The organism is Shimazuella kribbensis DSM 45090, assembly GCF_000428065.1.
Classification (GTDB): Bacteria; Bacillota; Bacilli; order Thermoactinomycetales; family Thermoactinomycetaceae; genus Shimazuella; species Shimazuella kribbensis.
Genome location: NZ_ATZF01000002.1, coordinates 201062 through 215362, shown reverse-complemented (window position 1 = coordinate 215362; position 14301 = coordinate 201062). Strand labels below are relative to the sequence as shown.

Annotated in this window: 12 protein-coding genes and 1 pseudogene; 12 read left to right on the top strand and 1 reads right to left on the bottom strand. The window is 38.4% G+C overall.

Features of this window, described 5'->3' with window-relative positions; all coding sequences use genetic code 11:
- Nucleotides 1–81: 81 nt before the first annotated feature.
- From A3GQ_RS0104480 to A3GQ_RS0104445, 8 genes are all read left to right on the top strand, one after another.
- A complete protein-coding gene (locus A3GQ_RS0104480) occupies nt 82–411 on the top strand; it encodes a metal-sensing transcriptional repressor (RefSeq protein ID WP_028776040.1) in 330 nt (109 codons plus the stop codon).
- 127 nt (nt 412–538) lie between these two features.
- On the top strand, nt 539–2947 hold the full coding sequence (locus A3GQ_RS0104475; RefSeq protein ID WP_028776039.1) for a heavy metal translocating P-type ATPase: 2409 nt from the start codon (nt 539–541) through the stop codon (nt 2945–2947).
- 374 nt (nt 2948–3321) lie between these two features.
- On the top strand, nt 3322–4434 hold the full coding sequence (locus tag A3GQ_RS23385) for a cell wall-binding repeat-containing protein (RefSeq protein ID WP_051271260.1): 1113 nt from the start codon (nt 3322–3324) through the stop codon (nt 4432–4434).
- A gap of 289 nt (nt 4435–4723) precedes the next feature.
- On the top strand, nt 4724–4924 hold the full coding sequence (locus A3GQ_RS0104465; RefSeq protein WP_028776038.1) for a heavy-metal-associated domain-containing protein: 201 nt from the start codon (nt 4724–4726) through the stop codon (nt 4922–4924).
- A gap of 112 nt (nt 4925–5036) precedes the next feature.
- Nucleotides 5037–5282, top strand: coding sequence for a glutaredoxin family protein (locus A3GQ_RS0104460; RefSeq protein WP_028776037.1), 246 nt, complete (start codon nt 5037–5039; stop codon nt 5280–5282).
- 140 nt (nt 5283–5422) lie between these two features.
- On the top strand, nt 5423–6847 hold the full coding sequence (locus A3GQ_RS0104455) for an MFS transporter (protein ID WP_028776036.1): 1425 nt from the start codon (nt 5423–5425) through the stop codon (nt 6845–6847).
- Between the two features lie 209 nt (nt 6848–7056).
- The gene (locus A3GQ_RS0104450) at nt 7057–7257 is read left to right on the top strand and encodes a copper ion binding protein (protein WP_028776035.1); all 201 of its coding nucleotides are present in this window, start codon (nt 7057–7059) and stop codon (nt 7255–7257) included.
- Nucleotides 7258–7408: 151 nt separating this feature from the next.
- Entirely contained in the window at nt 7409–7738 is a 330-nt protein-coding gene (locus tag A3GQ_RS0104445; protein ID WP_028776034.1) for a metal-sensitive transcriptional regulator, read from the top strand.
- 122 nt (nt 7739–7860) lie between these two features.
- On the opposite strand, the gene A3GQ_RS0104440 is transcribed toward A3GQ_RS0104445, so the two are convergent.
- The gene (locus A3GQ_RS0104440) at nt 7861–9912 is read right to left on the bottom strand and encodes a heavy metal translocating P-type ATPase (protein WP_028776033.1); all 2052 of its coding nucleotides are present in this window, start codon (nt 9910–9912) and stop codon (nt 7861–7863) included.
- Between the two features lie 784 nt (nt 9913–10696).
- On the opposite strand from A3GQ_RS0104440, the gene A3GQ_RS0104435 reads away from it, so the two are divergent.
- From A3GQ_RS0104435 to tnpA, 4 genes and pseudogenes are all read left to right on the top strand, one after another.
- The gene (locus tag A3GQ_RS0104435; RefSeq protein WP_028776032.1) at nt 10697–11920 is read left to right on the top strand and encodes an MFS transporter; all 1224 of its coding nucleotides are present in this window, start codon (nt 10697–10699) and stop codon (nt 11918–11920) included.
- Nucleotides 11874–12722, top strand: a complete 849-nt coding sequence (locus A3GQ_RS0104430) for a ParB N-terminal domain-containing protein (RefSeq protein WP_083964096.1) — start codon at nt 11874–11876, stop codon at nt 12720–12722. Before A3GQ_RS0104435 ends, A3GQ_RS0104430 begins: the two co-directional genes overlap by 47 nt.
- A gap of 28 nt (nt 12723–12750) precedes the next feature.
- Nucleotides 12751–13728, top strand: coding sequence for a 2,3-diaminopropionate biosynthesis protein SbnA (gene sbnA / locus A3GQ_RS0104425; protein WP_028776030.1), 978 nt, complete (start codon nt 12751–12753; stop codon nt 13726–13728).
- 171 nt (nt 13729–13899) lie between these two features.
- Nucleotides 13900–14299: pseudogene (gene tnpA, locus A3GQ_RS26085) on the top strand (IS200/IS605 family transposase).
- Nucleotides 14300–14301 lie beyond the last annotated feature (2 nt).

The window sequence follows — 14301 nt, the reverse complement described above, 5'->3', positions numbered from 1 at the left end:
ATAGAAAAATTTTATTTTTAAAAACACTTTACATAGGGTGAGGGGGTATGCTATATTTAAATCCAGAAAGGGGAAAACATTATGAAAGAGCTACAAACTCCTGATCATTCAGAAGAAATATGTTGCTCTAGTACAAGGGAGAGTCAACATTCTAAAAATGTAAAACATAATTTAACCTCTCGCCTGAATCGAATTGAAGGACAGGTTCGAGGAATAAAGAAGTTAATTGACAAAAAGACATATTGTGATGATGTAATAAACCAAATTTCTGCGGTCCAATCGGCTCTCCGTAGTGCAAGTAACGTTCTTATAGAAGGCCATTTACGAAGTTGTATAGTTGGATATGAAAAAGAAGATGATGAAATAATGGATAAAGTACTTCCGACTATGAAAAGACTAATGAAGTTATAACATAATAAAAGAAGCTATTGGAAACGAAGGTTATGATGTAAGCTAAGGCTTTATACCCTATAGGGGTAAAAAAATTTTCCGTCCATTATACCCCTATAGGGTATAAAAGATGAAAGGAGCCCCATTCATGGCAACACAGCAAAAGATGAAAATTACAGGTATGACGTGCGCAGCCTGTGCAAATCGTATAGAGAAAGGTTTGAAAAAAATACCAGGGGTGTCCGATGCCAATGTCAACTTTGCCTTAGAAACCGCTACGGTTTCCTATGATGATTCTAAAACGGATGTTAGCGAGTTGGAAGCAAAAATTTCTTCTCTCGGTTATGGAACAGTAAAAGAAACGGTAGAGCTAAAATTGACAGGTATGACGTGTGCAGCTTGTGCCAATCGTATTGAAAAAGGGTTGAACAAACTTCCTGGTGTATCCAAAGCAACAGTGAACTTTGCTTTGGAAACGGCCCATGTGGAGTATTCGCCCAGTGAAGTCCAAACAAAAGACATGATTCAAAAAGTCGAAAAGATCGGATACAAAGCACAGCTCAAAGAAGCAGCAGGAAATGACTCCGATCACCGGCAAAAAGAAATAAAAAAACAAACCCGCAAATTTATCGTATCCGGTTTGTTGTCCTTGCCTTTGTTATGGGCGATGGTCAGTCACTTTTCGTTCACTTCGTTTATCTGGTTACCTGACATTTTTATGAACCCATGGTTCCAATTGGTATTAGCTACTCCCGTACAATTTATCATTGGTGGACACTTCTATGTAGGAGCATACAAAGCGCTGCGAAACAAAAGCGCTAATATGGATGTGTTGGTCGCGCTTGGCACATCAGCTGCATATTTCTATAGTTTGTACCTGACTTTTGCTAACATTGGTCAAGAATCGCATCACCAAGTCGAATTGTATTATGAAACCAGCGCTGTGTTGATCACCCTCATTATTCTTGGGAAATTGTTTGAAGCACGTGCCAAAGGTCGTTCTTCCGAAGCAATCAAAAAATTAATGGGCTTACAAGCGAAAACGGCATTAGTGGTAAGAAACGGAGAAGAAGTACAAGTTCCGATTGAAGAAGTGGTAACTGGGGATGTACTGATCGTCAAACCAGGAGAAAAGATTCCTGTTGATGGAGAAGTGGTAGAAGGAACCTCTGCGGTAGATGAATCCATGTTAACCGGAGAAAGTATTCCGATTGAAAAACGCATTGGTGACGCAGTGATCGGTGCTACTATCAACAAAAACGGTCGTCTAATGGTGAAAGCAACCAAAGTGGGGAAAGATACTGCACTTGCTCAAATTATTCAAGTAGTAGAAGAAGCACAAGGCTCCAAAGCTCCAATCCAACGGGTAGCAGACCAAATCTCAGGAGTATTTGTTCCAATTGTAGTGGGAATTGCCGTTGTCACCTTCTTGATCTGGTATTTTGCTGTTGCACCTGGAGAGTTTGCAAGTGCACTCGAAAAAGCGATCGCTGTTCTCGTTATTGCTTGTCCTTGTGCCCTTGGATTGGCTACTCCTACCTCGATCATGGCAGGATCTGGCCGCGCAGCAGAGTGGGGAGTGTTGTTTAAAGGTGGGGAGCACCTGGAATCCACTCATCAAATCAATACGGTTGTCTTGGATAAAACAGGAACCATCACCAACGGAAAACCGGTCTTAACGGATGTTCGTGTTGCAGATGGCATAAATGAAAGCCACTTCTTGACTATGGTGGGTGCAGCAGAGAAAAACTCCGAACACCCATTGGCAGAAGCGATTGTAGAAGGAGTGAAAGAAAAAGGCATTACGATGCCGGATACAGAAGATTTTGAAGCGATTCCTGGTTACGGTATTCGAGCAGTAGTTGAGAAGAAAGAATTACTTGTTGGAACAAGAAAGCTGATGGCCAAACATGGTATTGATGTAGCTGCGATCGAATCGAAGATGGCAGAACTAGAAGAATCAGGGAAAACTGCGATGTTAGTAGCGATTGATGGTCAGTATGCAGGATTGGTAGCGGTAGCAGATACCGTCAAAGATACGTCCCAAGAAGCGATTCGCCGTTTGAAAGAACTAGGTTTAGAAGTAATCATGATTACTGGGGACAACCAGCGTACCGCTGGGGCAATTGGGCAAGAAGTGGGAGTAGATCGTGTATTAGCTGAAGTATTGCCAGAAGGAAAAGCAGAAGAAGTGAAAAAGCTGCAAGCAGAAGGCAAGAAAGTGGCGATGGTTGGAGACGGGATCAACGATGCACCGGCCCTTGCAACAGCCGATATTGGGATGGCGATTGGTACAGGTACCGATGTCGCGATGGAAGCCGCAGATGTAACTTTGATGCGTGGCGATTTGACTAGCATTGCTGATGCGATATTCATGAGCCGAAAAACGATGCGCAATATTAAGCAAAACCTATTCTGGGCACTGGCCTATAACGTGATTGGTATTCCGATTGCAGCCCTCGGTTTCCTCGCTCCATGGTTAGCAGGTGCAGCGATGGCCCTGAGTTCTGTATCAGTTGTACTCAATGCCTTGCGTCTTCAACGTGTGAAAAGATAAAGAAAAGTTACACAACCTATAATTAATCTATAAACCTATGGGATTTGTATCCGATAGGTTTTTTTGAAGTATCTAGAGGTTTTTCATTTTTGGTAGAGCCAGATACAGTTGCCTCTCATGAACCGCATATCAAATAAAATAATTATATTGCTCCAGCTCCTTAAGGCTGGGGATTTTTGCTTTGCTAAATCAATTTCATCATTTCTACACAATTGTTGTTTACGATAAATCCAGTTTCCAAAGGAGGTTGCATCATCATGTTTCGATCAAAGTGGTTTTCTTCTGTTTTTGTATGTATTCTCGTATTTTCTCTTATCTTAGTTGGATGTGCGGGGAAAAAAGAGGCAAATTCGACCGATCATTCCAACCATGGGATGAGTGATTCCAATACAAATCCATCTGCGACGAAAGGTCGCATCAATGTGAATACCAAAAATATTACTCGGATTAATCAAGATGATCCAATCCAAGTGGCGATAGAGACATCACAAATTATTTGGCCAGCGACTAGTGATGGGAATCGCCCCAGTGCAGTGTTAATCGGAGTTATAGGTGATTGGAAAGTGAATCTACCAGCTGTTACCTTGGTTCATCACCCAAATAATGGTCCGCTTTTGTATGCAGAAAAAAATCAAATTCCTAAAACGACTTTGCAAGAACTACAACGTTTAAAGCCGACTGGAAGTAAAATGAACAAGGGAGTTCAAGTTATTTTAGTGGGTGATTTTGCTGATAGTGTGCGAGAGCAATTAGAGAAACAAGGTTGGAAAGTAGACCAGATCAAGGGAAACGAACCTGCACAAATGGCAAATGAATTTGATGCGTACTATGCCAAAGTTAGTGGTGGGAAGTTCCCGAATGGTATCGTTGTTGGATCGATGGATTCATCTGATTATACACTTCCAGCAGCCAATTGGATTGCGCATATGCCGGAACCTCTTTTGTACGTCAGTAAAAATTCGATCCCACAAGCTACCATGAATGCATTGAAACAACGAAAAAACAAAGCGACCATTTATTTGTTAGGTCCGGAAAGTGTAGTTTCCAAAAAAGTAGAACAACAGCTACAAGCTTATGGCAAAGTAACTAGGATTTCAGGGGAGACACCAGAAGCAAATGCTATCGCTTTTGCTAGGTTCAAAGATGCTTCGACTGGTTTTGGTTGGGGTGTAAATCAACCTGGTCATGGTTTAACCTTTGTGAAGACGGATCAAGTAGATGCTGGGATAGCAAGTGCTCCATTTGCTCATTTAGGAAAACATGCTCCTATGTTGCTTTTGCAAGAAACAGAGTTATCTTCCTTAATCCATGGATATTTAATGGGTTTACAACCAAAATACAAGACAGAACCTACCGAGGGACCTTATAATCATGGATTTATCATAGGCACAGAGAAATCTATCCCATTTTCCTCGCAAGGGATGATTGATGAAATGTTAGAAATTGTCTCTGCTAGTGGGGAAGGACACGAAGGAATGGGACATTAAGAATAGCATAGACCTAGATAAATTTTGCTTTCTAGGTCTTTCCTATCTCCATTACCCTATGTTCTATTTGTGTATTTAGTAAAAAAAAATTTATTTTAAAAAATAATAAAAAAACCTTTACATAGGGTAAGGGGGTATGCTATATTTATAACCATAAAGGGGACCGCGAAAAGGAAAAGAGCAGTATCGCAGCTACATAAGAGATTAGAAATGAGTTGCTCTTAACACGAAAGGCATACCCCCAAATGAAATCATATTATCCAAATTCGATACTCATGGAGGGATCATCATGAAAAAAGAAGTATTACAAGTAAAAGGAATGGGTTCTCAGCATTGTGCCATGATCGTCAAAGGAGCATTGACCCCCTTTCATACAAATGTAGAAGTAGACTTACCAAATAAAACCGTGATTGTTGAATACGATGAAAAACATGTGAGTTTAGAGGTATTGAAAGCAGCAATTGAAGACAAAGGGTACAATGTAATTTGATCTTATACCCAATAAGGTAAAAAAATTTTAAATCCGATATACCCCTATAGAGTATATCGAGAATTAAATTAGTAATGTAAGGAACAAAAAAATGGATCAAAAGGAGAAACAAATGAGACAACCAAATGTAGTGATTTATACGATTCCGACCTGTTCCGATTGCCATGATGCCAAGCGCTATTTCCAAGAAAATGGAGTTGTGTTTACGGAAAAAGATTGTACTACAAATCCTGATTATCCTCAGGAGGTTTATGATCTAACAGGAAAACAAATTGTACCAACTATTGTCGTCGATGATCATGTATTCGTTGGTTTTTCTAATAACTATGAAGATATTAATCAAATTACGAAAAAATAAAATTATACATGAAAAAGTAGAAAGTATGGATGGGAGACAGCAACATGCCGTGCTGCTGATCTTCCAATCTTATACCCATTAATATAGGATAGGGTAGTATAGTAATAAAAATTATAAGAATAAGAAAGTTGGAGAAAACAATGTCAACAAAATCCGCATCATTACCAGATCCACGCAGGTGGAAAGCATTATTTTTACTGGCTTTGGCACAATTTATCGTAATTATGGACACTTCCATTATTGGGGTAGCTTTACCTGCTATAAAAGAGGCTCTCGGGTATACGCAAAGTAGCTTGCAGTGGGTATTTAATGCTTATGTAGTTGTTTTTGGGGGGTTACTCTTATTAGGTGGCCGACTGTCGGATTTATTTGGTCAACGACGAATGTTTATGCTCGGATTTACGATTCTTTCTATTGGATCTCTGCTAGCAGGTTTGGCTTGGTCTGAGGCATCGATGAATATCGGTCGTGCTGTTCAGGGATTAGGTTCGGCGTTTATCGCACCAGCAGCACTTACGATTTTGATGCATTTGTTTGGAGGTCAACCAAAAGAATTAACAAAAGCCCTAGGTGTTTGGGGAGCATCGGCAGCAGCAGGTGGTACAGCAGGAGTGTTTTTTGGAGGAGTTATTACCGAATGGTTAAGTTGGAACTGGGTATTTTTGATTAATATCCCAATTGGAATCTTTGCTTTGATATTTAGTATGATGGTCTTTCCTATAGGGACTCGTCGTAAGGGAAGCGTAGATATTGCAGGAGCTCTAGCCATTACTGCTGCACTGATCATCGCCGTATATGCGATCGTTTCTGCAGAGCATGTAGGATGGGGATCAACCCAAACTATTGGATTGTTGATTGTAGCAGCTGTATTGCTCATTATTTTCTTCGTGATTCAATCGAAAAAGAAAGAACCACTTGTTCCATTACACATATTTAAAGCGCCTAACTTATTGGCTGGAAATATCTCACTCGTGTTACTTGCAGGATCTTGGATCCCACTATGGTTCTACCTCAATCTTTACTTGCAACAAGTTCTTAAATTTTCCGCTTTTGCAGGAGGATTGGCACTTGTACCGATGACTGTTCTTATTATGGTCTTGATGGTTGGAGTTACTGGTCGATTGGTACAGCGTTTTGGAATGAAAAGTAACATTGTAATCGGAATGATTTTACTCGCAGTTTCCTTGTTCTTGTTTGCTACAACAACCCCAACAGATGGAAACTTTGTAGTAAATGTATTACCAGCTTCCTTATTAGGGGCATTGGGAATGTCTCTGGCTTATATCCCTGCTACGATGGCTTCGATGGCTGGTGCGAAACCAGAGGAAACAGGTTTAGCTTCCGGTCTTTCGAATACAAGTTATCAAATTGGATCCGCGTTAGGTTTAGCGGCGATTGTTGCAGTAGCAGCAACTTGGACACAAGGACAATTAAATCAAGGAGCAGTACAAGTTGTTGCCTTAAATACTGGATTTCATGCAGCATTTGTAGGAGCCGCAATAATAGCGTTAATCGGTGCATTCTTGACTTTGTTGTTCGTGCGTACACCAAAGAATACAAATTAATCAATAATTCCAGATAAAAACCTATCCAATACTGCGATAGGTTTTTATCTAAATCAGAATAAATCCTTTTATTGTATTTTGAAAAAGAGGGTTGACTTAAATAGTATAGGGGGGTATACTATTAATCATAAAGAGACAAAAAAAGAGGAAGATAATCGAAAGATTTGTCTTCTAACCAAATAAACGTGTAAAAAAAGGAGAGCGAAATGATGTCTAATGTAGAGTTGAAAGTAGAAGGTATGAGTTGTAATCATTGTGTAGTATCTATTGAAGGTGCATTGCGTGAGATTGGATCAAAAGGAAAAGTGAACTTGGCTAACGACACAGTAAAAGTAGAGTATGATGAAAAGAAAGTAAATTTAGAGCAAATTAAGGAAGCAATTGAAGATCAAGGATATGATGTGCTTTAATTAAAAATAATCATCTTAAATAAATCAAACAAGTATCAATGTATAAATGACGCCGGGTAGTGAGGTTTTACAAACGAAAATTAGGGCATTTCTGCACTTTTCATATAGGATAGGGGTCTATGTTATAATAAAGGAGAAGGAGTGAAACGAGATGAATAACCAAGTAGAAAAACTTTCGCATGTATCCTGTCATCTTCCCAATGAACGCAAAAGCCATCATTCTGATAAGATCAAGAAAAATTTAATAAATCGACTAAATCGAATCGAAGGACAAGTACGTGGTGTAAAAGGAATGATTGAAAAGGATACGTATTGTGATGATGTGTTAAACCAAATTGCTTCTATTCAATCCTCTCTAAATAGTGTAGGGAAGTTGCTCTTGGAACAACATATGAAAAGTTGTGTGATTGAACGTTTCCAAGAAGGAGACCAAGAAGTGATTGATGAGCTTCTAGTCACTATGCACAAACTGATGAAATAACGAATATAATAAAAATTCTCATATTATCGTATCAATCTGTCAACAACATAAGCAAAGAGGTTGGAATAATAGAAGATTATTCCAACCTTTTGTTCATTTCAAAGCGCTATTTTTCTACTTGATCAAATCTTAAGAAGCTTTGCATTGATAGCAACAATAACAGTACTTAAGCTCATTAATACTGCCCCAATTGCTGGACTAAGTAAGATTCCTTGTTTATACAAAATTCCTGCTGCTAATGGGATGGTTGCGATGTTATATCCAGCTGCCCACCAGAGATTTTGCACCATTTTTCTATAGGTTGCTCTAGAAAGTTCAATAATAATAGGAACATCTTTTGGATCGCTTTTAACTAAGATAACATCAGCTGTTTCTATTGCAACATCAGTACCTGTGCCAATTGCGATTCCTAGATCTGATTTTGCTAGTGCAGGAGCATCATTTACACCATCTCCAGTCATTGCAACGGACAAGCCCCTTCTTTTGATTTCCTCGATTTTATCAGACTTTTGATGAGGAAGTACTTCCGCATACACTTCAGAAATCCCCAGTTGTTTTCCAACGTAGTCAGCAGCTTGCTTATTATCTCCAGTTAACATAAAGGACTGAACGCCAACCTTTTTTAACTGTTGGAGGGCTTCCTTTGCACTTTCCCGTACCATGTCGGAGAGTGCAATCATGCCTTTTAATTCATTATTGACGATCACAAATACAACTGTTTTCCCTTGATCTGCTAATCGTTGAAAGTTCTCTTGCTTGAAAGAAATGTTTTCTTCTCTCAAATACCCTGGGCTCACTACCTTTACTTCCTTGCCATTTACTATGCCGTGTAATCCTTTACCTGTAAGAGATTCAAATTTGTCAGGTTTGATGATAGACAAATTCCTGTTTTCTAATTCCTTTACAATTCCCTTTGCAATAGGATGTTCGGATTGTGCTTCAAGAGAGCCAGCTAGCTTCAACAACTCTTCTTCTGTTAAGTTGGAATTCAATAGAATGTCAGTTACACCGAATTCTCCCTTGGTTAACGTACCAGTTTTATCAAATACAACAGCTTTAATTTTCCATGCATCTTCAAAGTGGACTCTATTTCGTATAAGCAATCCCTTCTTTGCAGAAATCGCGGTTGACACTGCTACTACTAACGGAGCTGCAAGTCCTAAAGCATGAGGACAAGAGATTACCATGACAGTTACCATACGTTCTAAAGCAAATGATAAACTAGCACCCAAGAACAGCCAAACGAGAAAAGTTCCTACCCCTGCAATCAAGGCTACATAAAATAACCATTTAGCAGCTCGGTTGGAAAGATCTTGTGTCCGTGATTTGGAAGCTTGTGCTTCTTTCACGAGATTAATTACTTGAGACAAGTACGTTTCATGCCCGATTTTTTTTACGGCTACCATCAAGGCACCTTCACCATTAATGGAACCCCCAATTGCTTCATCTCCGACTTGTTTTATAACAGGAACAGATTCTCCTGTTAACATAGCCTCATTGATGGAAGATTTTCCTTCTAGGATCTCACCATCTACTGGGATCTTTTCACCTGGTTTTACAAGTACATGATCTCCTGGTTTCAACACGGAAACGGGAACATCCTTCATATTACCTTTTTCATCGATGCGATGAGCTTCTGTTGGCATGAGTTTGACTAACTCTTCCAGCGCATTTGATGCGCCCATAATGGATTTCATTTCAATCCAGTGACCAAGAAGCATAATGTCAATTAGCGTTGCTAGCTCCCAGAAAAAATCCATTCCAGATAAACCGAACACAATGAACGTGCTGTATACATAAGCGACTGTAATAGCTAAAGCTATAAGTGTCATCATTCCTGGTATCTTTTGTTTTAATTCGTCGATTGCCCCTTTTAAAAAAGGATAACCTCCATAAAAGAAAACAAAAGTAGATAACAAAAATAAGATATAAATATCGAAAGGAAATTTCCAATCTACATTTAAAAAAGATTGAATCATGTGGGATAAAAGTAGAATCGGTATGGTTATTGCGATGGAAATATAAAAGCGCTTCTTAAAATCATCAATCATATGCGCATGGTGACCATGGCTACTATGATGATCATGATTTTTAGAAGAAGAGTGATCATCATGACTTTTGTGCTGATGATTTTTGTGTAGATGCTCATGATGTTCGTGATGTTGATGTTTCATGTGTTCATGATCATCATTATGCTGATGATCATGATGTGAATGCTTATTCAATGTAATCACTCCTCTTATTTTATGATCTTTAAATGTTATTTTCATAGATTAATGTAAATATTATCTAAATTATTATAAAGGTGAATCTATAGTTTTTTAAAATCATAAAAAGCTAGGAATAGAACTCAAAAATAAATTCTATAAAATGATCTCCTTTCTGATTTTTATAAGAATTTCGTCACATACATTGGTCTACACTACTGAACGCCATAATGAAAGATCAATTAATCATGCTTTTTCCTTTCATATAATATCGGGATTTTTAAGTTTATTTAGGTCCATTTGTTGCATTCTGATCCCAGACCATCTTACTTGAAAATTGTGTAGGTTTAATGAAGATATGGAGCTCTAATATCTATATTAAATTTATACTGTAAGAAACCTAAAGATTTAATAGAAATATTGTGATGGATGTATAGGCTTTTCATTTCATCTTTTTACAGTGAAGAGTGGAGGATGTATTTGAATAATCATTCCTTTTAAGAAAATAAAAATAAATAAATTCGATTTTTAAAGTGAAATGACTTGAGGGTCCACAACGGAAATTCAGTCATTTTTTTGTTCTATACATTTAAACATGAGTAAATAGCAATTTGTAATTATTTTTTTGAATCGTATGAAAAAAATGTGAACTTGGATTTCCTTCATTAATTCCTCATAATCTTCCGCTACGATAGTCGTGTGTTGGAAATAAAATCCTAACAAACTTGGAAAGAGGTGGTTTTTTACTGAGATGTTACAAAGAAGGTTTCCCTATCGATTTGGTTTTGCGACATGGCTGATTTTAATCATCCAGTTCATTGCGTTTTTTACCTTCTTCCTGTTTGTCCCATTTATCTCCACTTACTTTAGTAAATCCGTGGGATTCTCGGTTTCCTTCGTCGGTGTCATCCTTGCCATTCGGATTATGAGTCAGCAGGGGTTAATGGTAGTTGGTGGTTTTTTAGCAGATCGATTGGGTTATAAGCCCGTTGCTCTATGTGGTTTTCTATTACGAGGCTTAGGATTTATCGGAATGGGATTGGCTACCAATCCATCTTTGGTTTTGCTTGCTGCTGGATTAAGTGGACTAGGAGGAGCAATGTTTAGTCCAGCATTGAGGGCATCCCTCACGTCATTCACTCCATCTGAGCAACACAAAGATGCGTTTTCTCTATTAAATGTCATAGAAAATACAGGAACTGTATTGGGTCCACTTGCTGGTCTTTATTTTCAAACCGAACAATTTCTGCTGTTGTCTATTTTTTCGGGAGTACTTTTTGGATTGATGAGTGTGTTGGTTCTCTTTCTTCCCGATCATACCGTTTTGAAAAAACAGGACTCATGGATTCGAGAAAGTACAAAGATTTTTCGCCATAAATCTTTTCTGTTCGTTACGTTGAGTCTCATGCCTTTTCACTTTCTCTACCAACAGCTGTATTTAACTTTACCGATTGCAGCTAATCAGGCAACGGGTTCTTCTGGATGGATTTTTTCCTTTGTAACCATCTTAGTCGTTTTTTTTCAATGGCCTATATCCAGATTTTCAAACAACAAAAGCCTAAAACGTATTTTTATCTTGTCCTATGTGGTGCTGTTTCTTGCTCACATGCCAATCGTATTTGGAATTTCTGTTTGGACCATTGCATTGATTTTAGGAGGCCTTTCTTTTGGATCAATGATGCTCTTACCTGCTTTTCAAAGTTATGTTGCTCATATTGCTCCAAAAGAATCCTTAGCTGCTTATTTTGGTTTTTCGAATATGGCAATGGCGATTGGTGGGTCTCTAGGAAATCTTTTTGGTGGAATGCTTCATGATTATTTTGTGCGTCTACATAAACCAGAGTTTTTTTGGATTCTACTCAGTGTACTTACCATTGCACCAATAGCCGGTGCAGTAAGATTGAAATATATCCAACAGAAACAAAGAAATGCAAGATTATGGACGAAAATACGGCTTAATCGATCCGGAAATTAGTCTTTTAAACTTTTTATTTCAAGGAGGGTTTCCCATCCATATTTTATCTTCGCTTAAACTGGTGAACATCGAAAAAATTCGTTTGCACGAACCGACAGAAAAGGTTCGATCCATCACAACACTCAAAGCGATTCAAAGGGAGGGCAAGTTACGAAATCCGTTACTTGCAATGGCTATACCAGAAAATAAATATCTGATACTAGATGGTGCTCATCGTACTACTGCTTTGGGAATGTTGGGTTGTAAGCGGGTTCCGATCCAACTAGTAGATTCATCAGATGTAAAGCTGGATGCTTGGGAACATCTCGTATCATCAGGGAGTTGGCTGGAACAAGTGAAGCAGGATTCTACTCTCTGCTGGATATCCACAGTGCAAAAAGAGTTGCCCATCGTAGAAGTAGTAGAGTCAAGTGGTAGAAAGCATTTTGTGTATGCAAAAACGGGAAAGAGAGACTTACTAGCTAGACTTCACACATGGCATCGAATTGTCGCAACTTATAATCGAGATTACCAAGTAAATCGGTTCCCCAATGGAACTTGCTTACGCCCTGATTCGAATCAAGTCCTTGTGCGACACCCTAATTGTACGATTTCGGAATTGAAAAAGATTGTTTCAGTAGGTCAAACAGTACCAGCTGGAGTCACTCGTTCTATTGTGGAAGGTAGATTGTTAAACTTAGGAATTCCTCTCGATTTATTAAAATCACCTCTAGTAAATCGAAAGGAATGGAATCAACTTTGCAATCAGTGGTCAGAAAAATTGCGTCATTATTCAGAAAGTATATATCTATGTGAGGCTTAGAAAAAAGCATTTTAGGAGGATTACTTACATGATAGAGTTACAAGAAAAAAAAGATTCATCGATTCCAAGCTCCATTAAAGATTGTATTGGAAATACTCCTGTTGTACGATTGGAGAAATTATTTCCACAAACACATGTAAATGTTATGGCAAAGTTAGAATTTATGAATCCTGGAGGGAGCATGAAAGATCGACCTGCTCGATTTTTCATTGAACAAGGAATACAAGATGGTTTGATCCGGAAAAATACCCATTTAATTGAAAGTTCTTCAGGAAACCTTGGTATTGCCTTAGCAATGATGGCTCGAATTTATGATCTATCTTTTACATGTGTAGTAGATCCAAAAATCTCCAAAACCAATTTAAAAATGATGCAGACTTTAGGAGCAAATGTGGTTATGGTAAAGAATCCAGATGACCAAGGAGGATATTTGAAAACAAGAATTAACAAAGTAAAAGAATTAACCCAAAAAATCCCTAACAGTTATTGGATCAATCAATATGCAAATGAAAATAATTGGAAAGCGCATTATCATGGGATCGGAAGAGAGATTCTTCAACAAGTAGAAGAAAGGATCGATATCTTAATTGCTGCGGTAAGTACTACTGGAAGTATATTGGGGACAGCAAGAAGACTCCGTGAAAAATATCCCAAATTGAAAGTAGTTGCAGTAGATGCTGTAGGTTCCGTTATTTTTAATGCTCCTCCTGCCTCTAGAGAAATACCTGGAATTGGATCAAGTCGTGTCCCGGAAATCTTTCAGCCAGAAGAAATGGATGATGTAATTTGGGTGAATGATTATGATTCTGTACAAGGATGTAAGGTATTATTACAAAAAGAAGGTGTTTTCGCTGGAGGTTCTTCTGGATCAGTGATCGCTGCTGTGCAAAAACTGATTCCTTCACTGAAAGCTCCAACTAACATAGTCACCATTTTACCAGATAGAGGCGATCGTTATTTGGATATGGTCTACGATAATGTGTGGGTTTCCAAATTAAAAGCGTAAAACATTATATCTTTGCGAGCGAGAAAACCCCTAGCTTCAGCTATGGGGATGAAAGCTCACGTTAGGCGAGGGAAGGGTAATTTTCCCCTCTCGCAAGCCTGACGTTTTTTTACTCTTTAGATTAGATTGCTTGAATGTATCTAATAATTGTTATGAAATTAGCAATAGGTGATGAAAGTGAGAACAGTTCAAAGTAATCGAAATATCGTATATGACTGCAAATATCATGTTGTTTTCTGCCCGAAGTATCGACGGAAAGTTTTGGTTCCACCTGTAGAGGATCGTCTAAAAGCTGTTTTTCCAAAAAGCGATAGAATTGGAAGCAACGATTTCTAACATGAAAATCATGCCTGATCATGTTCACTTACTCATTCAATGCGATCCTCAATTTGGCATACATAAAGTAGTCAAGCATCTCAAAGGCTATACATCCCGAGTGCTAAGGCAGGAGTTCCCACACCTAAAATCAAGAATTCCTTCGCTATGGACAAACTCCTACTTTGTCGCAACGGTCGGGACAGCTACATTAGAAGTAGTCGAGCAGTATATCGAAAATCAGCAAAGAAGGTGAGC

Coding starts and splice junctions, on each gene's coding strand:
- A3GQ_RS0104480 (WP_028776040.1), top strand. CDS start 82: ATGAAAGAGCTACAAACTCCTGATCATTCAGAAGAAATATGTTGCTCT.
- A3GQ_RS0104475 (WP_028776039.1), top strand. CDS start 539: ATGGCAACACAGCAAAAGATGAAAATTACAGGTATGACGTGCGCAGCC.
- A3GQ_RS23385 (WP_051271260.1), top strand. CDS start 3,322: ATGAGTGATTCCAATACAAATCCATCTGCGACGAAAGGTCGCATCAAT.
- A3GQ_RS0104465 (WP_028776038.1), top strand. CDS start 4,724: ATGAAAAAAGAAGTATTACAAGTAAAAGGAATGGGTTCTCAGCATTGT.
- A3GQ_RS0104460 (WP_028776037.1), top strand. CDS start 5,037: ATGAGACAACCAAATGTAGTGATTTATACGATTCCGACCTGTTCCGAT.
- A3GQ_RS0104455 (WP_028776036.1), top strand. CDS start 5,423: ATGTCAACAAAATCCGCATCATTACCAGATCCACGCAGGTGGAAAGCA.
- A3GQ_RS0104450 (WP_028776035.1), top strand. CDS start 7,057: ATGTCTAATGTAGAGTTGAAAGTAGAAGGTATGAGTTGTAATCATTGT.
- A3GQ_RS0104445 (WP_028776034.1), top strand. CDS start 7,409: ATGAATAACCAAGTAGAAAAACTTTCGCATGTATCCTGTCATCTTCCC.
- A3GQ_RS0104440 (WP_028776033.1), bottom strand. CDS start 9,912: ATGAAACATCAACATCACGAACATCATGAGCATCTACACAAAAATCAT.
- A3GQ_RS0104435 (WP_028776032.1), top strand. CDS start 10,697: ATGTTACAAAGAAGGTTTCCCTATCGATTTGGTTTTGCGACATGGCTG.
- A3GQ_RS0104430 (WP_083964096.1), top strand. CDS start 11,874: ATGCAAGATTATGGACGAAAATACGGCTTAATCGATCCGGAAATTAGT.
- sbnA (WP_028776030.1), top strand. CDS start 12,751: ATGATAGAGTTACAAGAAAAAAAAGATTCATCGATTCCAAGCTCCATT.